The 22453-nt window shown below is 69.3% G+C and carries 19 protein-coding genes; 10 read left to right on the top strand and 9 right to left on the bottom strand.

What is annotated here, in order from left to right; translation table 11 throughout:
* Positions 1-145: 145 nt before the first annotated feature.
* Positions 146-1726: a peptide ABC transporter substrate-binding protein gene (locus tag ACI6GS_RS19905; protein ID WP_439815209.1), complete on the bottom strand. Its 1581-nt coding sequence runs from the start codon at positions 1724-1726 to the stop codon at positions 146-148.
* 150 nt (positions 1727-1876) lie between these two features.
* Here ACI6GS_RS19905 and argE point away from each other — a divergent pair, with 150 nt between their 5' ends.
* Complete coding sequence (gene argE / locus ACI6GS_RS19900) at positions 1877-3028, top strand: acetylornithine deacetylase (RefSeq protein ID WP_439815208.1); 1152 nt, start codon at positions 1877-1879, stop codon at positions 3026-3028.
* A gap of 3 nt (positions 3029-3031) precedes the next feature.
* On the opposite strand, the gene ACI6GS_RS19895 is transcribed toward argE, so the two are convergent.
* On the bottom strand, positions 3032-3409 hold the full coding sequence (locus ACI6GS_RS19895; protein WP_439815207.1) for a winged helix-turn-helix transcriptional regulator: 378 nt from the start codon (positions 3407-3409) through the stop codon (positions 3032-3034).
* A 74-nt stretch (positions 3410-3483) separates the two neighbouring features.
* On the opposite strand from ACI6GS_RS19895, the gene ACI6GS_RS19890 reads away from it, so the two are divergent.
* From ACI6GS_RS19890 to ACI6GS_RS19870, 5 genes are all read left to right on the top strand, one after another.
* A complete protein-coding gene (locus tag ACI6GS_RS19890) occupies positions 3484-4506 on the top strand; it encodes an NAD-dependent epimerase/dehydratase family protein (protein ID WP_439815206.1) in 1023 nt (340 codons plus the stop codon).
* 110 nt (positions 4507-4616) lie between these two features.
* Complete coding sequence (locus ACI6GS_RS19885; protein WP_439815205.1) at positions 4617-5621, top strand: zinc-dependent alcohol dehydrogenase family protein; 1005 nt, start codon at positions 4617-4619, stop codon at positions 5619-5621.
* Positions 5622-5734: 113 nt separating this feature from the next.
* Complete coding sequence (locus ACI6GS_RS19880) at positions 5735-7006, top strand: flavin-containing monooxygenase (protein WP_439815204.1); 1272 nt, start codon at positions 5735-5737, stop codon at positions 7004-7006.
* Positions 7007-7064: 58 nt separating this feature from the next.
* The gene (locus tag ACI6GS_RS19875; RefSeq protein WP_439815203.1) at positions 7065-7478 is read left to right on the top strand and encodes a RidA family protein; all 414 of its coding nucleotides are present in this window, start codon (positions 7065-7067) and stop codon (positions 7476-7478) included.
* A 4-nt stretch (positions 7479-7482) separates the two neighbouring features.
* Positions 7483-8154 (top strand): DUF1028 domain-containing protein, encoded by a 672-nt coding sequence (locus tag ACI6GS_RS19870; protein ID WP_439815202.1) that lies wholly within the window; start codon positions 7483-7485, stop codon positions 8152-8154.
* Between the two features lie 3 nt (positions 8155-8157).
* Here ACI6GS_RS19870 and ACI6GS_RS19865 read toward each other — a convergent pair whose 3' ends face one another.
* The 5 genes from ACI6GS_RS19865 to ACI6GS_RS19845 form a co-directional block, all read right to left on the bottom strand.
* Positions 8158-9852: a putative bifunctional diguanylate cyclase/phosphodiesterase gene (locus tag ACI6GS_RS19865; protein ID WP_439815201.1), complete on the bottom strand. Its 1695-nt coding sequence runs from the start codon at positions 9850-9852 to the stop codon at positions 8158-8160.
* 157 nt (positions 9853-10009) lie between these two features.
* Positions 10010-11590 (bottom strand): gamma-glutamyltransferase, encoded by a 1581-nt coding sequence (ggt, locus tag ACI6GS_RS19860; protein WP_439815200.1) that lies wholly within the window; start codon positions 11588-11590, stop codon positions 10010-10012.
* 84 nt (positions 11591-11674) lie between these two features.
* Complete coding sequence (locus tag ACI6GS_RS19855) at positions 11675-12979, bottom strand: MFS transporter (RefSeq protein ID WP_439815199.1); 1305 nt, start codon at positions 12977-12979, stop codon at positions 11675-11677.
* A 108-nt stretch (positions 12980-13087) separates the two neighbouring features.
* Positions 13088-13936, bottom strand: a complete 849-nt coding sequence (locus tag ACI6GS_RS19850) for a 23S rRNA (adenine(2030)-N(6))-methyltransferase RlmJ (protein ID WP_439815198.1) — start codon at positions 13934-13936, stop codon at positions 13088-13090.
* A complete protein-coding gene (locus tag ACI6GS_RS19845; protein ID WP_439815197.1) occupies positions 13933-15249 on the bottom strand; it encodes an RsmB/NOP family class I SAM-dependent RNA methyltransferase in 1317 nt (438 codons plus the stop codon). The genes ACI6GS_RS19850 and ACI6GS_RS19845 overlap by 4 nt, the downstream gene beginning before the upstream one ends.
* A gap of 179 nt (positions 15250-15428) precedes the next feature.
* On the opposite strand from ACI6GS_RS19845, the gene ACI6GS_RS19840 reads away from it, so the two are divergent.
* From ACI6GS_RS19840 to bluB, 4 genes are all read left to right on the top strand, one after another.
* Positions 15429-15767: a P-II family nitrogen regulator gene (locus tag ACI6GS_RS19840; protein ID WP_439815196.1), complete on the top strand. Its 339-nt coding sequence runs from the start codon at positions 15429-15431 to the stop codon at positions 15765-15767.
* Between the two features lie 29 nt (positions 15768-15796).
* The gene (locus ACI6GS_RS19835) at positions 15797-17149 is read left to right on the top strand and encodes an ammonium transporter (protein ID WP_439815195.1); all 1353 of its coding nucleotides are present in this window, start codon (positions 15797-15799) and stop codon (positions 17147-17149) included.
* A gap of 224 nt (positions 17150-17373) precedes the next feature.
* The gene (locus tag ACI6GS_RS19830) at positions 17374-19182 is read left to right on the top strand and encodes a long-chain-acyl-CoA synthetase (RefSeq protein ID WP_439815194.1); all 1809 of its coding nucleotides are present in this window, start codon (positions 17374-17376) and stop codon (positions 19180-19182) included.
* A 7-nt stretch (positions 19183-19189) separates the two neighbouring features.
* Positions 19190-19858 (top strand): 5,6-dimethylbenzimidazole synthase, encoded by a 669-nt coding sequence (gene bluB, locus ACI6GS_RS19825; protein ID WP_439815193.1) that lies wholly within the window; start codon positions 19190-19192, stop codon positions 19856-19858.
* 48 nt (positions 19859-19906) lie between these two features.
* On the opposite strand, the gene ACI6GS_RS19820 is transcribed toward bluB, so the two are convergent.
* Entirely contained in the window at positions 19907-20626 is a 720-nt protein-coding gene (locus ACI6GS_RS19820) for a hypothetical protein (RefSeq protein ID WP_439815192.1), read from the bottom strand.
* Between the two features lie 11 nt (positions 20627-20637).
* Complete coding sequence (locus tag ACI6GS_RS19815) at positions 20638-22449, bottom strand: PAS domain-containing sensor histidine kinase (RefSeq protein WP_439815191.1); 1812 nt, start codon at positions 22447-22449, stop codon at positions 20638-20640.
* Positions 22450-22453: the final 4 nt, after the last annotated feature.

Raw genomic sequence — 22453 nt, 5'->3', positions numbered from 1 at the left:
ATCTCGGAGTTATCGATGGGTTGGATGGAGGCATGGACTTCTAAGTACAGAAGATGCATTTGGGGGAATACAGTTTGAGTAAGAAGAGGTTTTTGTTGCAAATTGATCGGACAGGTTTTGACAAATTGTGCATTTTGTACTGACTCTACTCCGCCTTGCTGAGCCAGCGGGCGGGGTGGATGTCGAGGACGTTGAATTCCCAGCCCTTCACCTTGGGGCTGACCATGTGCTGGGAGGTGTAGGTGTAGATCGGGATCAGGGGCTGGTCCGCCAGCATCATCGCCTCGGCCCGTTCCAGCAGGTCGAAGCGGGCGGCCGGGTCCGTCGTCATGGCGGCGGTTGCCAGGATCTCGTCATAGGCCTTGTTGTCGTAGCCGGAATCGTTGCGCACCCCCGCGGTCGAGATGAACAGGTCCAGGAAGCTGCTGGGATCGACGTAGTCGCCGATCCAGGCGGCGCGGGCCAGTTCGAACTGCTTCTGGTCGCGTGTCTCCAGATAGACCTTCCATTCCTGGTTGGTCAGCGTCGTCTCGACCCCCAGGGGCTTCCACATCGCGGCGACGGCAACCGCAATCTTCCGGTGGTTCTCGTTCGTGTTGTAGAGGATCTCGACGTTCAGCGGGTTGTCGGGGCCGTAGCCCGCCTCCGCCAGCAACCGCTTGGCCTCGGCTGTTCGGTCGGTCTGGGACATGGATGCGTAGTCGGCGGCCTGGGCGTCATAGCCGGGGACGCCGGGCGGCACGAAGCCATAGGCCGGAAGCTCGCCGCCTTGCGTGATCTTGTCGGTCAGCACGTCACGGTCCAGCGCCATGGACAGGGCGCGGCGGATCGGGAGCTGGCTGCCGAGCGGCTCCCGCGTCAGGTTGATGACGTAGAAATAGGTCCCGAAATAGGGGGTGTTCTTGAACTCGTCCGGCCGTTCGGCGGCCATCCGCTTGATCTGGTCGGACGGCACGTCATAGGTGACGTCGAGCTCGCCGGCGCGATAGCGCTTCAGCTCCTCCGCCATGTCCTCCAGCGGGTAGTACACGACCGTGTCCAGCTTCACGCTGGCGCGGTCGTGGAAAAGCTCGTTCGGCACGGCCGTGATCTGCGACTGCGGCACCCACTCGGTCAGGCGGAACGCACCGTTGCCCACGATGTTGCCGGGCCGCGTCCATTGCTGGCCGAACTGCTCCACCACCGACTGCTTAACGGGAAAGGCGATGTTGTGCGCCAGCAGGCCCAGGAAATAGGGGGTGGAGGCGCGCAGCCGGATCTCCAGCCTATTCGGCGCCAGGGCCTTCACGCCCAGCGTCTCCGGGGCCTTCTCCGTGCCGCCGGTGATCGCGTCGGCGCCGACGATGGGCGACAGGATCGGCGCATAGTCCGAGGCGGTCGCGGGATCGACCGCCCGCCGCAGCGAATAGACGAAGTCGTCCGCCGTGACCGGGCTGCCGTCCGACCACTTGCCCTCGGCCCGCAGCGTGAAGGTATAGACCAGGCCGTCGTCGGAAACGGTCCAGCTTGCCGCGGCCCCGGGGATCAGGCTGCCGTCGGCGGCGAACGCGACAAGGCCTTCAAACAGGTCGTTTTGGATCACGTTCTCCGACACGCCGGTCGACTTGTGCGGGTCGATCGATTCGGGCTCGGCCGCATTGCCGCGGTGCAGGACCTGCTCGGCCGCAACCGGGCCCGAGCCGAGGAGCATCGCGGCCAGGGTCGTCGCGATCAGGCGATTGCGCATCGAACCAGTCCCCCCAACATCTGAAGCGGAAACGATTGGAGCGCGGTCGTTGCCCTTGTGGCAACTGCGCCCTCGCGCGGGCGGCCAAGCTTTGCCAGGATCGCCATGACGCGCTGCACAATCGCGCGTGGCCTAGCCGAAGGATCGACCATGGACAGCATCGCGCTGCTGGAGCGCCTGATCGCCTTTCCCACGGTCAGCCGCAACCCGAACATCAACCTGATCGACTTCTGCGCCGACTTCCTGAAGGCACGCGGGGCAGAGGTGATGCTGGTCCCCGACGGCACGGGGCAGAAGGCCAATCTCTATGCCCATCTGGGGCCGAAGGACCGGCCCGGCATCATGCTGTCCGGCCATAGCGACGTCGTGCCGGTCGACGGCCAGGCCTGGACCCGGGACCCCTTTGCCTTGAGCGAGGGGGCGGGGCGGCTCTATGGCCGCGGCACGGCCGACATGAAGGGCTTTGTCGCGAGCGCACTTGCCGCCTTCGATCGCGCGGCGGGGCGGGACCTGGCCATCCCGCTGAACCTGGCGCTGAGCCATGACGAGGAGATCGGCTGCATCGGCGTGCGCAGCCTGATCGCCGACATGGCGGCATGGCCGGTCAGACCGCTGATGGCGATCGTGGGCGAGCCGACCTCGATGCAGGTGGGCCTGGGGCACAAGGGCAAGACGGCGCTGACCGCCACATGCTGCGGCCACGCCGCCCATTCGGCGCTGGCGCCGACCGGCCTCAACGCGATCCATCTGGCGGCGGACTTCATCGCCCGTCTGCGCGCCCGGCAGCAGCACCTGGCCGAGCACGGCAAGCGCGATGCGGCCTATGACGTGCCCTATTCGACGATCCATGTGGGCCGGATCGCGGGTGGCATCGCCCTCAACATCGTGCCCGACCGCTGCACCCTGGATTTCGAGATCCGCACCATCGCGGAGGAGGACGACGCCGCGCTGATCGCCGCGATCATGGCCGATGCCGAGGCAGTGGCCGCGGCCTCCCGCACCGAATTCCCGGCCGCCGCGGTCGATGTCTCGGTCGCGTGGGGCTATCCGGGCCTGGCGACCGATCCGGGGGCGGAGGTGGTCGCCTTCGTCGCCGGCCTGATCGGCGGCAACGAGCGGATCAAGCTGGCCTTCGGCACCGAAGGCGGCCTGTTCGACCAGGAACTCGGCATCCCCGCCGTCGTCTGCGGCCCCGGCTCCATGGACCAGGGCCACAAGCCGGACGAGTTCGTGACGCGTGACCAGATGGCCCGCTGCGACGCCATGATGGACGCCCTGATCGACCGGCTGGCGGCCGCCTGAGGTTCAGGCCGCCTCGGCCCGCGCGTCATAGGCGGCGCGCGCGGCAAGCACCGTCTCCTGGTGCTCCAGGGCCCAGTGCGCGACCGCGTTGAGCGGCACCAGCACGTCGCGCCCCAGGTCGGTCAGGGCATAGTCCACCCGCGGCGGAATGCTGGGCGTTACCGTGCGCGTGACGAAGCCGTCGCGTTCCAGTCCGCGCAGCGTGGTCGTCAGCATCTTCTGCGAGACGACCGGAATCTCCCGCCGCAACTCGTTGAAGCGATGGCTGCGGTGTGACAGCAGGATGATGACCAGGACCGACCACTTGTCGCCGATCCGCGCCAGGACCTGCCCCACCGCGCGGCAGGTCGCGGAGGGGAGTTCGATGTGCCCCAGTTTCATGAAGGTGCCTTCTTGAGCCCTGTCCAGTCACCGTTCTAGATCAAGTCACCAATGGTGACTACCTGGAGGACGACGTGGCGAATGTGGATGGGGGTGACCTGGTCCTGGTGACGGGTGGGTCCGGCTATATCGCGGGCTGGGTCATCGTCGAGCTGCTGCGGCGCGGCTACCGCGTGCGCGCGACCCTGCGCAGCCTCTCGCGCGAGGCCGAGGTGCGCGCCGCGATCGCAACCCAGCTGGACGCCGCTGGGCGCCTTGAATTCGCCGTGGCGGACCTGCTGTCGGACGAGGGCTGGGGCGGGGCGATGCAGGGCGTGCGCTTCGTCCAGCATGTCGCCTCGCCCCTGGGGATTGGCGAATACTCGGGCAAGGACCTGGTGAGCCCGGCGCGGGACGGGGCGGGTCGCGTGCTGCGCGCCGCCCGGACTGCCGGGGTGGCGCGTGTCGTCATGACATCGTCCGTCGTCGCGGCGGAGCCCCCGGCGTCCGGCGGCACGGCATCGGATGAGACGGTCTGGAGTGCGGTCGATGCGCTGGACGACACCAGCTACACGCGCTCCAAGACCCTGGCGGAGCGCGAGGCCTGGGCGATTGCCGAGCGCGAAGGCCTGGCCCTGACCACGATCCTGCCTGCCTTCGTCCAGGGGCCGGTCCTGGGTCCGGACATCGGCGGCTCGGTCACGGTGCTGCAGCGCCTGCTGAAGGGGGCGATGCCGCGGCTGCCGCGCCTGGGCTTCACCTTCGTGGATGTGCGCGACCTGGCCGCCCTGCACGTCGACGCCATGACCGCGTCCCAGGCGGCGGGCCAGCGCCTGATCGCGGCAGGGGAGTTCCTGTGGCTGGCCGATGTGGCGCAGATCCTGCGTAGCGAACTGGGCGAGCAGGCGGCCCGCGTGCCGACGAAGCTTGCCCCCGACTTCCTGGTCCGCCTGGGCGCAATGTTCGACCGGGACCTGCGGCAGGTGACGCCCAATCTGGGCCTGCGCCGGGTCTTCAGCGCAGGAAAGGCCGAGCACCTGCTGGGCTGGCGCTCGCGGCCCGCGCGTCAGTCGATCCTCGACGCGGCGCGCAGCCTCATCGCCATCGGCGCGGCCTGAGCCGGATGTGCACCCCCTGAACTGGGACTATGATCGGCTCCGAACGGGCGTGGTGGAAACCTGGATCGGCCAGGCGGGACCGCCGAAGACCCGATAGGGGGAGCGAGCGCATGCGCGTCTATCAACTGAACGGCAGCCGGGGCGCGGACGGCCTGAGCCTGGTGGAGCGGCCGGACCCGGTGGCGGGCCGCGGCCAGATCCTGGTGCGGATGCGGGCCGGCTCGCTCAACTATCGCGACCTGCTGGTGGCCCATGGCCGCTATGTGGGGGCGGCCCCGCCGAATCTGGTGCCGCTGTCGGACGGTGCTGGCGAGGTCGTGGCCGTAGGCCCCGACGTCCGGCGGTTCAAGGTGGGCGACCGGGTCTGCCCGACCTTCTTCCAGACCTGGATCAGCGGCGAGATGACGCCGGCCGATGGCGCGACCGCGTTGGGCGGGGCGGTCGACGGCGTGCTGGCCGAACTGGTCGTGTGCGACGAGACGGCGGCCGTGGCCGTGCCGGACCATCTGTCGTTCGAGGAGGCGGCCTGCCTCCCTTGTGCCGGCGTCACGGTGTGGGCGGCGCTATACGGGCCAAAGCCGCTGGTCGCGGGCCAGACCGTGCTGACCCTGGGCACCGGGGGCGTATCGTCCCTGGCGATCCAGTTCGCGCATGCGGCCGGTGCGCGCGTCATCTCGACCTCCTCCAGCGATGCCAAGCTGGAGGCGGCGCGGGCGCTGGGGGCGGCGGAGACGATCAACTACCGCACGCATCCCGAATGGCAGGACGAGGTGCTGCGCCTGACCGACCGGCGGGGCGTCGACCATGTGGTGGAGATCGGTGGTGCCGGCACCGCCACCCGCTCCATTGCGGCAACGGCGATGGGCGGGCAGGTGCACATGATCGGCGTGTTGACCATGGGCGAGGTCAACCCCCTGGCGCTGATCCAATGGAAGACGCTGCGCGGCATCTATGTCGGCTCCCGCAGCCATTTCGAGGCGATGAACCGGATGATCGCGGTGCACGGCATCCGCCCGTCGATCGACCGCACCTTCCCCTTCGCCGATGCGCCGGCCGCCTATCGCCACCTGGAATCGGCGGCGCATGTGGGCAAGGTGGTCATTCGCATCGCGTGACGGGCTGCGTTCGGAAAATCGGACGCAAAATCACAGAAAACAATATTTTGACGATGCCGGCTCCTGCGCCACGCTGAGGCCATCGGCTTCAACGTGTGACGCAGGGGTTCGCAATGGCGGTCGAAAAGGTCGAAGTCGTAGTCGTCGGCGCAGGCCAGGCCGGCATTGCCATGAGCGAGCATCTGGGCCGCCATGGCGTGCGTCACCTGGTGCTGGAGCGGGCCCGCATCGCCGAGCGCTGGCGGTCGGAGCGCTGGGACTCCCTGGTCGCCAACGGGCCCGCCTGGCACGATCGCTTCCCCGGCATGGAGTTTCCCGAAACCGGCCCGGACGGCTTCGCCCACAAGGATCAGGTGGCCGACTACTTCGCGGCCTATGCCGAGATGATTGCCGCTCCCATCCGCTGCGGGGTTGCGGTGCGCCAGGTGACGCGCCTGGCGGGACGTCCGGGCTTCCGGGTCGAGACGTCGGATGGCGTGATCGAGGCCAGCTACGTGGTCGCCGCCACCGGCCCGTTCCAGACGCCGATCGTGCCCGCATCCGTTCCGGCGGAGGCGGGCGTCCTGCAGATCCATTCCAGTGCCTACCGCAATCCGGACCAACTGCCGCCCGGTGCGGTCCTGGTCGTCGGTGCCGGCTCCTCTGGCGCGCAGATCGCGGCCGAGTTGCTTGAGGCGGGTCGCCGGGTGTTCCTGTCGGTTGGGCCGCACGGCCGCCCGCCGCGCGCCTATCGCGGGCGCGATTTCTGCTGGTGGCTGGGCGTGCTCAACAAGTGGGATGCCGAGGCGGTACCGGGGTCCGAGCACACCACGATTGCGGTCAGCGGCGCCCATGGCGGCCATACGGTCGATTTCCGCAAGCTGGCGGCCAGGGGCATGACCCTGCTGGGGCGGACCCTGTCCTTTCAGGACGGGGCGATGGTGATCGACGACGACCTGGCCCGGAACCTGGCCCAGGGCGACGCCAACTATCTGTCGCTGCTGGACGAGGCCGACGCCTATGTCGCCCGCAACGGCCTGGACCTGCCCGAGGAGCCTGCCGCGCGCATCATCGGCCCCGATCCGGCCTGTGTTGTTGAGCCCATCCGCACGCTGAACCTGGAAGAGGCGGGGATCGCCACGATCATCTGGGCGACCGGCTTCACCGCCGACTATGGCTGGCTCAAGCTGGATGCGTTCGAAGCCGACGGCCGGCCGCGGCACACGCGCGGCGTCTCCGTCGAGCCCGGCCTCTATTTCCTGGGCCTGCCCTGGCAGACGCGGCGCGGCTCCTCGTTCATCTGGGGGGTGTGGTACGACGCCGGCTACATCACCGACCACATCTGCAAGCAGCGCGGCTATGTCGCCTATCGCCCCGCCGAGACCCCCGTGCGCGCGGTGGCGTGAGCCCTTGACCGCAGGCCTGAGTTGATTGCTGACCAAGGCATTTGTGACGGAGAGCCTGATGGCGCACACGCGCATTCGCACGTTCAATACCAAGGACACCTATCCGGAGCAGAAGCTGGACAACGACCTGGCCCAGGTCGTCGTCGCGCGCGGCACGATGGTCTTTGTCCGCGGCCAGATCGGCCAGGACCTGGACACGCGCGAGAGCATCGGCATCGGCGACCCCACGGCGCAGACCGAACGTGCCATGGCCAACATCAAGATGCTGCTGGAGGAGGCGGGCTCCTCCCTCGACCATATCTGCAAGATCACGATCTACATCACCGATCCCCGCTATCGCGAGGCCGTCTATCGCGAGGTCGGGCGCTGGCTGAAGGGGGTGTTCCCCGTCTCGACCGGCCTGATCATCTCGGGCCTCGCACGCCCCGAATGGGTGGTCGAGGTCGACGCCATCGCCGTCATCCCGGATTGAGGCGATGACCTTCTCGATCGTCGCCCGCTGCCCAGCCACCGGCAGCTTCGGCATGGCCGTCTCCTCGTCCTCCCCCGCGGTCGCAGCGCGCTGCGCCTATGCCCGGGCCGGGGTCGGTGCCGTCTCGACCCAGAACATCACGGACCCGACCCTGGGTCCGAAGATGCTGGACCTGCTGGCTTTGGGCGCGGACGCACAGACCGCGGTCGATGTCGCCGTCGCCTCGACCCCGTTCGCCGACTTCCGGCAGCTGTCGGCGGTCGACGCGCAGGGCCGCGTCGCGACCTGGTCCGGCGCCCGCACGCTTGGCACGCACGCCACGGCCCATTCCACGGATGCGGCGGCGGCCGGCAACTTGCTGGCCAACACCAACGTGCCGGCCGCCATGCTGAAATCCTTCCACGCGGCCGAGGGATTGCTGGCGGTACGCCTGATCAAGGCGATGCGCGCGGCCCTGGATGCGGGAGGCGAGGAGGGGCCGGTGCACTCCATCGGGCTCAAGGTGGTGCGCGAGGTGTCCTGGCCCATCATCGACCTGCGCGTGGACTGGAGCGACGACCCGGTGACGGCGCTGGAGGCGCTGTGGGCAGTCTACGAGCCCCAGGTCGAACCCTATGTCCAGCGGGCGCTGGACCCCGCCTCCTCCCCCCGCTACGGCGTGCCGGGGGACAAGTAGGCCCTACTCGGCACCCGTCCCCATCGGCCTTGCCTGGAGACCGAAGGGCTCGAAGCTGGGCTTGCCGAAGAGGTAGCCCTGGAGCTGCTGTACGCCGAGCTGGCGCAGCGTCTCGGCGTCTTCCTGTGTCTCGACGCACTCGGCCACCGTCTCCAGGTTGAAGGCGGCGGCGAGGTCGAGAAGGGTGCGGACGAAGAGCTGGTTCTCGGGGCTGTTGGCGAGGTCGCGGACAAAGGCGCCGTCGATCTTCACCTTGTCCACCGCCAGGGACTTCAGGTGGCGGAACGAGGTGTAGCCCGCGCCGAAATCGTCGAGCGCCACCTTGCAGCCCAGTTCGCGAAGCGTCGCGACGAAACGGGCCATCTCCTCGATGTCCTGGATCGCCACCGTCTCGGTGATCTCGATGGTCAGGCGGTCGGCGACTTCGCGCTGGGCGCGGATCGTCGCCAGGACCGAGCGCAGCCAACCCTGGTCGGAGGCGGTGAGGCCGGAGACGTTGAGCGCAAGGCGCGCCTCGCGATGGCGTTGCAGCACGTCGAGGCCGAGTTCGAGGGCGCGGCGGTCGACCAGACGGACCAGGCCCAGCTGCTCCACGACCGGAATGAACAGGCCGGCGGCCGTCACCTGGCCGTCCGGCTCGATCATGCGGATCAGGCATTCGTGCTGGCGGATGATCGAATGGTCGGTGGCGTCCACGATCGGCTGGAAGGCCAGCGCCAGGCGCCGCTCCTTGAGCGCCGTCACCACCCGTTCGGCGATGGCGACGTTGCGGCGGCGCACGACCTCACGCGATTCGGAGGTCAGATAGGCGTGGAAGCAGTCCCGCCCGCCGGCCTTGGCGGTGCTCAGGGCTTCCTCCGCATGCTGCATGGCGGCATAGGTCGTCCGGGCCGCGGTCGGGATGGCCACGCCGCCGATGGAGACGGAGAGGGAGACAGGGCCCGGCCCCGTCTCGATCACGGTACCGCGCACGGCCTTCAGGATCTTGTCCGCGATCCGGGCCATGTCGGCCTCGGCGCAATTGGCCAGCACGATGCCGAATCGGTTGCCCGCCACGCGGCCGATCACGTCGGTATTGCGCAGGCAGGTCTCCAGCCGCTGCCCCACCGAGACGATGGCGGCGTCCGCCACGTCGTAGCCATAGGCGTCGTTGATGACGGTCAGGTTGTCGATGCCCACCAGCAGGAAGGCCGACGGCGCGTTGTAGCGCAGCGAATAGGCAAGGGCATGGGCCAGCGCATCGCGCAGGCGCGAGCGGTTGAGGTGGCCGGTCAGCTCGTCATAACTGGCCAGGAACTCCAGCTGCGCCTCGCGCTCCTTGCGCTCGGTCACCACCCGCATGGTGCCCACCATCCGGGTCGCCTGGCCCTGCTCGTCGAACTCGGCCATGCCGCGGTCCTGGACCCAGCAGAAATCGCCCGTGCCGCTGCGCACGCGGAACTCGGCGTCGTAGGTGCCTTCGCCGCGCAGGTGGGTGGCCAGGATCGCGGTGCGCGCGGCCAGGTCCTCGGCATTGATGCGGGTGCGAAAGGCGTCGGCGGTCGCCAGTTCCGCCACATCCTCCAGCCCCAGGGCGAGGGCGGCATTGCTGGACCAGATGATGTGGCCGCTGGTCAGGTCCCACTCATAGACGATGTCGCCGGAAGCCTTGAGAGCGGTTCTAAGCCGCTCAAGCTCCCGGCGATCCTCATCCGGCATGGGTTCGATGATACCAGACGTGACCAAAGCCACCGTCTCCAAGGTCCGCGCGTGAGGTGCGACCCTATGGGCGGAAAGTTAAAGAAGCCGTAATTTCCCGGGGCTTCGCGTGCGCAGCGCCCGCATTGCGCGAACTCCGCGCGCCATGGCCTGCTCCTCAATAGGCCAGCGCACAGCCATCCTTGCGCGGGTCCGATCCAGCGGACAGGGTGCCGGCCTCCCAGTCGATGACGATGCCCTGGCCCCCGCCCATGGGTTCGGCGCTGCGGGCCGTGCGGTGACCCAGTGCCGCCAGGGCTTCGGCCGTCGCCGCGGGAACACCCTTTTCGAGCGAATAGACGTCGCCATGGTGGAAACCGCGCGGCATGTCGATCGCCTGCTGGATATCCAGGCCGAAGTCGATCCAGTTGGTCAGGACATGGGCGTGGCCGACCGGCTGGAAGAAGCCGCCCATGACGCCATAGCCCAGCACCGCGCGGTCGCCCTGCGTCACCATGCCGGGGATGATCGTGTGCAGCGGCCGCTTGCCCCCCGCCACCACGTTGGGGTGCCCCTCCTCCAGCACGAAGCCGCAGCCGCGGTTCTGCAGCAGCACGCCCGACCTGGCTCCACAGAAGCCGCTGCCGAAATGGTCGAACAGCGAATTGATGAACGAGACGACATTGCGGTCGCGGTCGACCACCGTCAGGTAGACCGTGTTGGCCGAGGCGACGTCGGGCAGCCGCGCCGGCGGGTGCGCGGCCTTGCGGTCGATGGCCGCCTGCATCCGCCTGGCCTGCGCCTCGCTCAGCAGGCGTTCGACCGGCACGTCGCCACGCTCCGGATCCGCGATGAGGGCGTCGCGGCACTGCCAGGCAAGCCTCGTCGCCTCCGCCTCCAGGTGCATGCGCTCCGGCCCCAGGGGATCGAGGCCGGAGAGCTCGAAACCCTGGAGGATGTTGAGAATCAGCAGGGCGGTCAGGCCCTGGCCATTGGGCGGGATCTGGTGGACCGTGCGGCCCCGATAATCGGCCGAAATCGGCGTGACGACCTGTCCCCGGTGCTGCTCCAGGTCCTCATGGCGCATGACGCCGCCATGGGCGGCCAGGCTGGCCACCAGGTCGTCGGCGACCCAGCCACGATAGAAGCCGTCGCGCCCCTGTGCGGCGATCGTCTTCAGCGTCTCGGCCAGGGCGGGGAGCTTCATCACGGTGCCCACGCGCGGTGCTGCCCCATCGCGCAGGTAGTGGCGGCGCCCCTCGACGCTGAGGATTGCGCTGTCCTTGTGCCATTCATAGGCACAGCGCGGGCCGACGACGAAACCGTCCTCCGCACAGCGGATCGCCGGTTCCAGAACGCGGCCAAGGTCCATGCGGCCGTGCGCCTCGACCAACTGGGCCCAGGCATCGACGGCACCCGGCACGGTGACGGCGCCGGTCGAGTTGGCCTGGATCTCGCTCACGCCCTGCCGCCGGAACCAGTCGAGGGTTAGGGCGCGGGGCGCACGGCCCGAGCCGTTGAAGCCGATCACCGGCGCCTTGCCATTCAGGGCCAGCAGGGCGAAGCAGTCGCCACCGATGCCGGTCGACATCGGCTCGACCACGCATTGCACGGCACAGGCGGCGACGGCAGCATCGACCGCGTTGCCGCCGGCCTTCAGGATCTCGATCGCGGCAAGGGTCGCCGCCGGCTGCGAGGTCGCGGCTGCCCCGTTGACGCCATGGACCGTCGAGCGGCCGCCCTGCTGCAGATCCCTCATCCCTCGTACCCACCTGAAGCTGTGCCCATGGGGCGCCATCCTGGCCGAAGCGGCGCGGATCGGCCATTGCGGGAGGATCAAAGCTCAGTTGCGCGCGGCGGGCGGCCGTCCGTCGGGCTGCGCCGTCTCGTCCAGGTCGCGCCGGGCAGTCTCCGGCAGCAGGAGCCAGGCGATGAGGGCGGTCAGCGGCGGCACGAGCAGCAGCCAGGCGATCGCATTGGCCTGGGAACCGGCCCAGGGCAGCAGGGCAGAGCTGGCGAACAGGCCCGCCGCCTGGAAGCCCGCCGCCGCCAGGCCACGCAGGCCGGACGCCGTGCCCCGGGCCGAGGTCGGGAACAGCTCGGCGCTGAGCGCCGTCACCACGACATAGGCAGCGTAGTAGGAGAACAGGCCGACGATCCACGCCGCGATCACTGCCGCTCCGCTTGCCTGGTAGAACAGGGCATAGGCCGCGGACATCAGCAAAACGCCCACGATCAGGATCGGTCGGCGGCCAACGCGGTCGGCCAGTCGGCCGGCGACCAGGTTGCCCAGGAAGGCGATCGATCCCCCCAGGAAGAATACGGTGGCGACGTTCGCGGGGCTGTAGCCCTGGTCCGTCTGCAGGTACTTGGCCATGAAGAAGAGTGTGGGCGCCATGGCAAAGGACATCGGCGCGATCAGGGCCACCAGCAGGCCGACGCGGCGGGGATATTGCCGGGCCAGTTGCAGCAGCGGCGCCAGCGGGGAGGGGGCAGCCCCCACCCTGGCGAAGCGCTCGGTCTCTGGCAGGCCACGCCGCGCCCAGGCGATGCCCAGCAGTGGCAGGGCGCCCAGCAGGTAGAGCGCCCGCCAGCCAAAGGGCAGCAGGTCGACCAGACCGAACATGATGGAGGCGACGCCGCTGCCCATGGCGCCCAGCGCCGCCAACGCGCCCAGGGCCCAGCCGCGCACCTCCGGCCGCATTTCCTCGGCGATGACGACGATGGACAGCAGCTCCTCCGCCGTGGCGAAGGCCCGCGCGATTGCCTGGCACAGGGCGAACTGCGCGGGCGTCTGGGCAAAGGCGGTGGCCGCGGTCGCCAGCGTCAGGCCCAGGATGGTCAGCATCAGCAGGCGCCGTCGCCCGGCCAGGTCGCCGCCCATGGCCAGCAGTGCGGCCGGAATGACGCCCAGGCGGATCAGGCCGGTCAGGCCGCCGATCGCGTCGTCGCCGATCAGCAGCTCGCGCTGAACCTGGGCGATGGCCATCGAATAGATCGTCTGGTCGTACTCGTTGGCCAGGAACGCCAGGCCCACGATCCAGAACACGCGCGTCTCGCGCGGGGTCAGCGCGATCGGCGCGCGGGTCAACATGCGCAGGGCCCGGCGCGGGGCTGCCAGGATGTGAAGAAGGGAAGACTGGGACACGGGCATTGCACCATCGGCTGGGACGATTGTGCGCTAAGGACGCCCGATCGCCAGCAGCCGGGCCATGCCGCCTTCGCCGGCGGGCGCATTGCCTGCGCCAGCGGGCGATCAGACCGTTCGCGCTGCGTGAACGGTCGTGGGACGCAGCTCCGACAGGACCAACCGCTGCCCCAGGATGCGCGCCATCCGCTCCAGGACTGGCGCGGCCTCGGCCGCGAAGCGCCAGGGCGGATTGACCACGACCATGCCGCTGCCCGCCAGGCGGAAGGGGCCCGTCGTCGCCTCGGCGAGCTCGATCGCCAGGACCGATTCGACGGGAAGTTCGGCCGCGGCGCGGTGCAGGCCATCGACCACCGCCCGCTCCTTGATCGGATACCAGGCCAGCAGCGCCGCCCCCGGCCAGCGCCGGCCGCCCTGTTCCAGGGCGCGGGCCAGGCGCTCCATCTCGCCCGGCTTCTCGAAGGGCGGGTCGAGCAGCAGCAGGCCGCGCCGCTCACGCGGCGGCAGCAGCGCGCGGATCGCCTCCCAGCCGTCGCGCTGGTGGACCTCCACGCCGCTCCGGCCGCGCACGGACCGCCGCAGGGCCGTTGCCGGTTCGTCCTGCGTCTCGCACAGGATCAGGCGGTCGCCGTCGCGCAGGCCGTGCAATGCCACCAGTGGCGATCCTGGATACTGCCGCCAGCCACCGCCCGGGTTGCAGGCCGCCACTGCGCCGAGAAAGGGCGCGAGCTCCGGCAGCGACGCCCGTTCCGGCCACAGGCGGGCGATGCCGGAAGCGGCTTCGCCCGTGGCCAGAGCCGCCTCGGCCTCAAGGTCCGCCAGGCCGCTGCCGGCAAAGGCATCCAGTACGGCCAGCGGCTTCGGCTTCGCCGCCAGCCGGGCCAGGACCAGGGCCAGGACGGCGTGCTTCAGGATGTCGGCCGCCCCGCCCGCGTGATAGGCGTGATGGTAGTTCATGCGACCGCACGCTCCAGTACCGCCACGAACATGCCGTCCGTGCCGCTGCGCCGGGGACTGAGCTGCAGGGTGGGTCCATCGGCCGGACAGGGACTGGCCATCAGGCGCGGCCAGGCGGCGCGGATGTCCATCAGGGACAGCTCGGGCCGGGCCGCGAGCAGGGCCGTCACCTGATCGTCGTTCTCGCACGCCAGGACCGAACAGGTGACATAGACCAGGCGGCCGCCAGGACGGACAAGCGCCGCCGCGTCCGCCAGCAGGGCCGCCTGGACGCGGATCAGGTCGGCCAGGCGCTCCGGTCCCAGCTGCCAGCGCGCATCGGGATTGCGGCGCCAGGTGCCGGTGCCGCTGCAGGGCGCGTCGACCAGGACGCGGTCGAATCCGGCCTTGTGCCTGGCCAGCCACGGATCGCGCTCGGCTGCCACGACGCGGGACGACACGTTGTGCACCTGGGCGCGGCGCAGGCGCGTCGCGGCATCGGCGATGCGGCCGTCATGGACGTCACATGCCACGATGCGGCCCTTGTTCTGCATGGCCGCCGCCAGGGCCAGGGTCTTGCCGCCGGCGCCACTGCACAGGTCCAGCACGCGCATGCCGGGCGCTGCCTCGACCAGCAGGCTGGCGATCTGCGAGCCTTCGTCCTGGACCTCGACCCAGCCGTCGGTATAGGCGCGGGTGCGGGCGATCGGCGGCCGCCCGGCGACACGCAGGCCCCAGGGGGAATGCGCCGTCGGCTCCGCCTGCACGTCCTGCGCGGCCAGCGCGTGCCGAACCGCATCGCGCTCGGCAAGCAGCGCATTGGCCCGCAGATCCAGGCCCGCCGTCCGCGTCAGCGCCAGGATCTCCGCCTCTGCCACCTCGCCGAAGCGCGCGTCGAGCAGGGGCTCCGCCCAGGCGGGAATGTTGAGGCGCACGGCACGGGGCTGCGCCGAATGGGTCAGGACGCGCTCGGCCAGGCGCCTCGCCAGCTTCTGTTCCTCTGGCGCCAGCCGCACGTCATTGAAGGCCCAGGTGATCGCGTTCAGGTCCAGCTCCTCGATCAGGGCGAGGGCGGCGATCACGCGGGTGCGCGGGTTGATCGGTGCGACCAGCCGCTCCAGCCACCAGTCAAGCTGGGCGCGGGCGCGCTGGACCGCATCGACCAGGCGCGCAACCGAGGCGCGATGCTCCGGCGACACGCGCTCGTTCCGGAAGATGCTGCCCAGGACCCGGTCGGCCGCGCGGCCGGTTTCGACCTCGGCCAGGGCGGCCAGTGTCGGACGGAGCCAGGGCGCGCCGCGGGGAACGGCGTTGGGGTGGGCGCGGCGACGCATGGGTGCTCTCGGATTCATCTGTGTGGCGACCAAAGAACTGGCAGCCAAAGTGTTCTTTGCCCAATATTTGTGCAGCGCACTCCGGCGGCCTGCTTCGGGCTCCTGGACTGCACACTGGCACGAATCTTGAAAACAGCAACTGCAGGGCGGCGCAGCGGCCGCGGAACTGGGGGATCGCAATGAAAATGGTCATGGCCGTCATCAAGCCATTCAAGCTTGATGACGTGCGCGAGGCTCTCGCGGCTCTGGGCGTGCCCGGGCTGACGGTCAGCGAAGTGAAGGGCTTTGGTCGGCAGAAGGGGCACACCGAGATCTATCGCGGTGCCGAGTACACCGTGAGCTTCCTGCCCAAGGTGAAGATCGAGGCTGCGGTCGCCGACGAACTGGTCGAACAGGTTGTCGAAGCGATCCAGAAGGCCGCCCAGACCGGCAAGATCGGCGACGGCAAGATCTTCGTCCTCGACCTGATGCAATCCGTTCGCATCCGGACCGGCGAGACCGGTCCGGATTCGCTCTAGAGGGGGAAGTTGGACCCATGAAAGTCCTGATGAAATTGGCTCTCGTGCTCGGTGTGCTGCTGTGCGGCGCACTGGTCATGCAGCACGGGATCGCAGACGCCGTGGCCCAGGAGGTGACGGCACCTGCGGCTGATGCGCCGGCAGCCGCGGCCCCGGCAGCCGAAGCCCCGCCCCCGACCATCGATTCCGGCAATACCGCCTGGATGCTGACCTCGACCGCGCTGGTCCTGTTCATGACGATCCCGGGCCTGGCCCTGTTCTATGGCGGCATGGTCCGCAAGAAGAACGTGCTGGCCATGCTTATGCAGTCCTTCGCGATCTGCGCGCTGGCCTCCGTCATCTGGATGGTCGTCGGCTACAGCCTGGCCTTTACCGAAGGGTCGGCCTTCATCGGCGGCTTCGACAAGCTGTTCCTGTCGGGTGTCACGCTCGATTCGGTCAGCGGCTCGATCCCCGAGACGGTCTTCATCACCTTCCAGATGACCTTCGCGATCATCACGCCGGCGCTGATCACCGGTGCCTTCGCCGATCGCATGAAGTTCTCGGCCCTGGTGCTGTTCACCATCCTGTGGGCGACGCTGATCTATCCGGCGGTCTGCCACTGGGTCTGGGGTCCGGGCGGCTTCCTGCTGGGCGACGGCGTGCTGGACTATGCCGGCGGCACCGTCGTGCACATCAATGCGGGCATTGCCGGCCTGGTCGCCGCGATCGTCCTGGGCAAGCGCCTGGGCTATGGCCGCGAGCAGATGGCGCCGCACAACCTGACCCTCAGCCTGATCGGTGCGTCCATGCTGTGGGTGGGCTGGTTCGGCTTCAACGCAGGCTCCGCGGCGGCGGCCGACGCCCGTGCGGGCATGGCCATGCTGGCGACCCAGGTGGCGACCGCCGGTGCGGCGCTGGGCTGGATGTTCATCGAGTGGATCCTGAAGGGCAAGCCGAGCGTCCTGGGCATCATCTCCGGCGCCGTTGCGGGCCTGGTGGCGGTCACCCCGGCGGCGGGCTTCGTCGGCCCGGGCGGCGGTCTGGCGATCGGCATCGCGTCCGGCATCATCTGCTTCTGGGCGTCGACCAGCCTGAAGCACATGCTGGGCTATGACGACTCGCTGGACGTGTTCGGCGTCCACGCGGTGGGCGGCATCGTCGGCGCCATCCTGACCGGCGTCTTCGCGGTCGAGGCGATCGGCGGCGTGGCCGGCGCGCTGGAAGGCAATGCCGGCCAGGTGGTCACCCAGATCTACGGCATCCTGGCGACGATCGTCTTCTCGGCGGTCGGCACCTTCATCCTGCTGAAGATCGTCGATGTCATCGTCGGGCTGCGTGTGGACGAGGAGTCCGAGCGCGAGGGCCTGGACATCCGCCTGCACGGCGAGACAGTCCAATAAGCATCAGCGGCATACAGACGGGAAAGGGGGCCTCCGGGCCCCCTTTCTTTTTGTGCGGAGGCCTGGCCCGCTGGCTGAGGCTTGACCCCCGGCCTTGGCGCCCCCGATTGTTGCGATGGGGAAGCGAATACGCACCCCCCCTGATGCGTAAGCCGTGCATCGGGGGAGGTGCCGCGCCGGCCGCGTCCGACGCAACGCCGCGGCGCAGGCAGGAAGGGGCAGAAATGGGATGGTTTGACCGGCTGAAGCTCGAACTGAGCACGATTGTCCGGCTGGTCCGGACGTTGCGCCGGATGCGTTCGGTGAAACCCGGCAGCGACACGACCCTGGTCGAGGTGTGGGAGGGCGTGATCGACCGCCACCGCGACCGCCTGGCCATCATCTCGGACGAGGCGAGCTACACCTATCGCGACTACGAGGAACACGCCAACCGCTACGCCAACTGGGCCCTGGCGCAAGGCTGGAAGCGCGGCGACGTCGTCGCCCTGCTGATGGAGAACCGGCCTGAATACCTGTTCGCCTGGCTGGGCCTGGCCAAGGCCGGCCTGACGAGTGCCTTGATCAACACCAACCTGATGGGCCAGCCGCTGGCCCATTCCCTGACCGTCGCCAATGCCAAGGCGATCATTGTGGGCGCCGAACTGGCCGACAACCTGGCCGCCGTGATCCCACAGATCGGGGGCGGTATCCCGGTCTACCAGACCGGTGCTGGCGGTGTGCTGCGCCCGGTGTGGAACGACCTGGACGCGGCCCTTGCGGCGCAATCGACCGCGCGGCCCGACAAGGCCAAGCGTGCCGGGCTGACCAATGACGACAAGCTGTTCTATATCTATACCAGCGGCACGACGGGCCTGCCCAAGGCGGCGAACATCAGCCATTACCGCGCCCTGCGGATGGTCCATGCTTTTGCCGTGACGGCCGATGCCACGCCCCAGGACCGCATGTACTGCGTGCTGCCGCTGTACCATTCGGCCGGTGGCATCTGCGCCATGGGCACGGTGCTTTCGGTGGGCGGCGCCCTGATCGTGCGGCGCAAATTCTCGGCCAGTGCATTCTGGAGCGACGCCGTGCGCCATCAGGCGACGCTGTTCCAGTACATCGGCGAACTGTGCCGGTATCTGCTGAACGCGCCCTCCGTCCCCGAGGAGCGCCAGCACCGCATCCGCCGGGCGATCGGCAACGGCCTGCGCCCCGACATCTGGGAGCCGTTCCAGCGGCGCTTCGGCATCAAGTCGATCGCCGAGTTCTATGGCGCCACCGAAGGCAACATCGCCATGGTGAACGTCAACGGCCAGGTGGGCGCCGTGGGCCGCATCCCCGGCTACCTCGACAAGATCTTCAACGTGAAGCTGGTCCGCTTCGACGTGGAGGCGCAGAAGCCGGTGCGGGGGGCCGATGGCTTCTGCATCGCCTGTGCGCCGGGCGAGGTGGGCGAGGCGCTGGGCAAGATCGAGACCGACCCCTCCAAGCCGCTGGGCCGCTTCGAGGGCTATACCTCGCAGGAAGAGTCGGACCGCAAGATCCTGCGCGACGTCTTCGAGAAGGGGGATGCCTGGTTCCGCTCCGGCGACCTCCTGCGCCGGGACGAGGACAACAACTTCTTCTTCGTCGACCGCATCGGCGACACCTTCCGCTGGAAGGGCGAGAACGTCGCGACCAGCGAAGTGTCGGAAGTCATCTCGACCTATCCCGGCGTGCAGGAGGCGAACGTCTATGGCGTCCATGTGCCCGGGCGCGACGGCCGGGCGGGCATGGTGGCCCTGGTGGCGGAGCCTGGCATCGACCTGGCCGGCCTGCGCCAGCATATCGAGCGCAACCTGCCGGCCTATGCTCGGCCCCTGTTCGTTCGCCTGCTGCCGCAGATGGATTCGACGGGCACGTTCAAGCAGCGCAAGGTCGAGCTGGTGCAAGACGGGTTCGATCCGGCCAGGATCAGCGATCCGCTGCTGTTCCTGCCGCCCGACGCGCAGGAGTTCGAGGCCCTGAACGCACCGCTCTATGGCCGGATTGTCGACGGCAGCATCCGGCTTTGACGTGGGCGTGACTGCCCCCGCGGCACGGAGGGAGGGCGCACCGTCTTTCGACGCGGCGTTCCAGGAGGGCCTGGGTCGCCTGCTCGCCTGGCGCCGGGACGTGCGCCACTTCTTCAGCGATCCGCTGCCCCGGGGCCTACTGGAGGAGTTGCTGGCGGCGGCGCACACCGCGCCATCGGTCGGGAATTCCAGGCCCTGGCGCTTCGTGCGCCTGGTCTCGGCCGACAGGCGCGCGGCGCTCGCCGCGCATGTCGACGCGCAGGTGGCGGTGGCCGCGGCGGCCTATCCACCAGGCAGCCCGCAGCGCGAACGCTATGACGGGTTGAAGCTGCACGGCGTACGCGAGGCCCCGGAACTGCTGGCGGTGTTCTGCGAGACGCAGCCGCAGGCGGGGCACGGCCTGGGCCGCGCCACGATGCCGGAGACGCTGGACTATTCCGTCGTCCTGGCGATTCACACGCTGTGGCTGGCTGCGCGGGCGAGGGGCATCGGGCTGGGCTGGGTATCGATCCTGGAGCCCGCCTTCGTCCATTCCCTGGTCCAGGCGCCCGCCCATTGGCGCTTCATCGCGGTCCTGTGCCTGGGCCTGCCGGCCGAGCCGCTGCCCGAACCGGAACTGGCGCAGCGCGGCTGGCAGGCCGACAGCGACTGGCGCGAGCATCTGAGCGAGGCCTGAGCAGCGCTTTTCCCGCGACGCTCCGACAGGGGCGGGGGCGCTCGCGCATCATCGGGCAAGCGCCTGCAGGCGCTCGGCCAATGCCGCATGGCCGTTGATGCGGGCCCACAGGACGGCCTCCCGCCCGGCCTCGTCGGCCAGCGTGATGGTGGCGCCGCGGGACAGCAGCAGGTCGAGCAGGTCCGCGCGGCCAAACGCGCCTGCATGGGTCACCGGGCTCCAGCGGCCAAGCTCGCTGCGGCCGTTCACGGGCACGCCCTGGTCCAGCAGCCAGACCACGGCATCGCGCCGGTCCTGCTGGACCGCCTTGCACAGTGCCTCGATCCCATGACGGCGGACGGCGATGCCCTGGTCGTCCTTCAGCCAGCGCAGCATCGCGACGGAGCCGCCGGCGGCTGCCGCGGCGAGCACCCATCGCGGGTGTTCCGCCGGCGGCTGTCGGGCGAACACGGCCTGGGCAAAGGCGATGTCGCCGGTCGCCACGGCATCCCGCCGCAGCGAGCCGTGCGTCCCGAAGTACCAGCCATCCGGCTTGAAGCGCGGGTCGATGACGATGGCCATGGCCAGCCGCATCATCCGTCTCTTCAAGGCGCGGTCGAGGACGGGGCTCCAGGCCTCGCTCGGAGGCTCGCCCGGCTTGTCGCCCTCGATCAGGAAGTGGAAGGGGGCATTGGGATCGGCGCCCGCGGCCAGGAGGGCAAGGGCCCGGCCCTCGTCGTTGGCCTCCACCGCCTCGACGATGGCCGCCTGTTCCCGGGGCGCCGCCACGTCGAGGTCACTCAGGATCGTGGCGGCGGTGGCGCGCCGGCAGGAAAGGTCAGCGTGACCGTCGTGCCGCGTCCCGGCAGGCTTGCGATCGCGAAGCGGGCGCCGTGCAGCTCGGTCAGGGCCCGCGCCAGGGGCAGGCCAAGTCCCGTGCCGCGCCGGTCGGGCGCCATGTCCGGGTGGACCTGGCGATAGGGCTCCAACGCGATGGCAAGCTGCTCTGCCGTCATGCCGGCGCCGCTGTCCGCGATCTCGATGACCGTGGCGCTGGAGTCGTCGACGTGGCCGGTGATCACGACTTCACCGCCCAGCGGGGTGAACTTGACCGCATTGGACAGCAGGTTCACCAGGATCTGCTTCAGCGCGCGGGAATCGGCGTAGACGGCCGCCCCCTCATCCAGGCGGCAGCGCAGGTCCAGGCAGCCGGCCTGGGCCTCCCCCCGGACCAGGCGCAGCGCGCCCTCCACCGCCTCGTCCAGGTCGAGCCAGCGCATGGCGAGGTCCATCCGCCCGGCCTCCACCTTGGCCAGGTCCAGCACATCGTTGATCAGGGTCAGGAGGTGGCGCCCGCCCTCCTCGATATAGCCGGCATAGTCGCGATAGACCGGCGGCTCCAGCGGCCCGTGAATGCCGGCGCGCATGACCTCGGCAAAACCGATCACGGCGTTCAGCGGCGTGCGCAACTCGTGGCTCATCTGGGCCAGGAAGCGCGACTTGGCGTGATTGGCGGCCTCTGCCTCGAAGCGGGCGCGGCGCAGTTCCGTGTCCTGCGCCATGCGGCTGCCGATGTCGCGCGCGATGGTGACCAGATAGGGCTCGTCCTCGTCCCGCATCAGGCGGGGGCTGGCTTCCACCCAGATCCAGCGGCCATCGGCATGGGCCACGCGAAACTGCGCGCGCAGGCCCTCCACCCCCTGCCAGGCGTGGTCGAGGCCGGCTATCGTGCCGGCAATGTCGTCGGGATGGACAAGGTCGAAGGCCGGCCGGCCCGTGAGGTCCCCCGGCCTGCGCCCCAGCACCCACTCGACCGAGGGGGAGATGTAGGAGACCAGGCGCCGACTATCGATCGTCATGAAGATGTCGCTGACGTTCTCCGCCAGCAGGCGGAAACGCCGCTCGGCTTGGCGGGCCTCGGCCAGTGCGTGACCCGCCAGGTCAAAGGCCGCGAACTCGCCGCGCGACATCATGCGGCCGCGCAGCGTCATCGTATAGCCCAGCGCCAGCGACGGGCCGACGAGGAGGACGAGGCCCAGGGCTGCGGCCGAGCCCTCCTGGGCAACGCTTTGCCCGATGAAGACCAGCGACGCGACAATGGCCACGGCCAGGCCCCAGAGCATCGACACCGGCAGGAACATCAGCATCGCCAGGTTGACGATGACGAAGTAGAGCGCGATCGCCCAGGCCTCACTGGGGCGCATGAAGACCAGCATCACCAGCGAGGTGTAGACCAGGGTCATCGCCGCCAGGCCCCAGCGGTCGAACACGGAGACCGGCTGACCGCGGGCGGCGGAGACGACGGCGCCCAGGGACGTGAGCACCACCAGGATGCGGACCACCTGGAGCCAGACCCCGTCGGCCGGGCCATAGAGCAGAAGGTCGTAGCTGCCGCCGGCGATATAGGTCGCGGTGCAGACGCCGCCGCCGATCATCGCGAAGCGGCGCAGCAGGCCGTCGCGGGCCCTGAGATATGCCTGTTCCAGCGCCGGGTCGCGGAAGCACGCGGCATAGCGCGTGACCGCATAACGGCCCGAGAGCTCCGGCAATGGCCTGGCCGCTTTCCCCGGGCCTGCCACGCGGGCATCCGGACCGGGGTCGATGTCGGCCATCAAC

The organism is Zavarzinia sp. CC-PAN008 (genome assembly GCF_051903925.1).
Taxonomy (GTDB): Bacteria; Pseudomonadota; Alphaproteobacteria; order Zavarziniales; family Zavarziniaceae.
The sequence above is the reverse complement of the archived record's forward strand: the minus strand, read 5'-3'. Positions and strand labels throughout refer to the sequence as shown.

What these genes read in the sequence shown, in the direction of transcription:
- ACI6GS_RS19875 (WP_439815203.1), top strand. Translation starts at nt 7,065, where the DNA reads ATGGCGCACACGCGCATTCGCACGTTCAATACCAAGGACACCTATCCG.
- ACI6GS_RS19850 (WP_439815198.1), bottom strand. Translation starts at nt 13,936, where the DNA reads ATGAACTACCATCACGCCTATCACGCGGGCGGGGCGGCCGACATCCTG.
- ggt (WP_439815200.1), bottom strand. Translation starts at nt 11,590, where the DNA reads ATGAGGGATCTGCAGCAGGGCGGCCGCTCGACGGTCCATGGCGTCAAC.
- ACI6GS_RS19835 (WP_439815195.1), top strand. Translation starts at nt 15,797, where the DNA reads ATGAAATTGGCTCTCGTGCTCGGTGTGCTGCTGTGCGGCGCACTGGTC.
- ACI6GS_RS19905 (WP_439815209.1), bottom strand. Translation starts at nt 1,726, where the DNA reads ATGCGCAATCGCCTGATCGCGACGACCCTGGCCGCGATGCTCCTCGGC.
- ACI6GS_RS19885 (WP_439815205.1), top strand. Translation starts at nt 4,617, where the DNA reads ATGCGCGTCTATCAACTGAACGGCAGCCGGGGCGCGGACGGCCTGAGC.
- ACI6GS_RS19845 (WP_439815197.1), bottom strand. Translation starts at nt 15,249, where the DNA reads ATGCGTCGCCGCGCCCACCCCAACGCCGTTCCCCGCGGCGCGCCCTGG.
- ACI6GS_RS19815 (WP_439815191.1), bottom strand. Translation starts at nt 22,449, where the DNA reads ATGGCCGACATCGACCCCGGTCCGGATGCCCGCGTGGCAGGCCCGGGG.
- ACI6GS_RS19870 (WP_439815202.1), top strand. Translation starts at nt 7,483, where the DNA reads ATGACCTTCTCGATCGTCGCCCGCTGCCCAGCCACCGGCAGCTTCGGC.
- ACI6GS_RS19895 (WP_439815207.1), bottom strand. Translation starts at nt 3,409, where the DNA reads ATGAAACTGGGGCACATCGAACTCCCCTCCGCGACCTGCCGCGCGGTG.
- ACI6GS_RS19830 (WP_439815194.1), top strand. Translation starts at nt 17,374, where the DNA reads ATGGGATGGTTTGACCGGCTGAAGCTCGAACTGAGCACGATTGTCCGG.
- ACI6GS_RS19865 (WP_439815201.1), bottom strand. Translation starts at nt 9,852, where the DNA reads ATGCCGGATGAGGATCGCCGGGAGCTTGAGCGGCTTAGAACCGCTCTC.
- argE (WP_439815208.1), top strand. Translation starts at nt 1,877, where the DNA reads ATGGACAGCATCGCGCTGCTGGAGCGCCTGATCGCCTTTCCCACGGTC.
- ACI6GS_RS19880 (WP_439815204.1), top strand. Translation starts at nt 5,735, where the DNA reads ATGGCGGTCGAAAAGGTCGAAGTCGTAGTCGTCGGCGCAGGCCAGGCC.
- ACI6GS_RS19840 (WP_439815196.1), top strand. Translation starts at nt 15,429, where the DNA reads ATGAAAATGGTCATGGCCGTCATCAAGCCATTCAAGCTTGATGACGTG.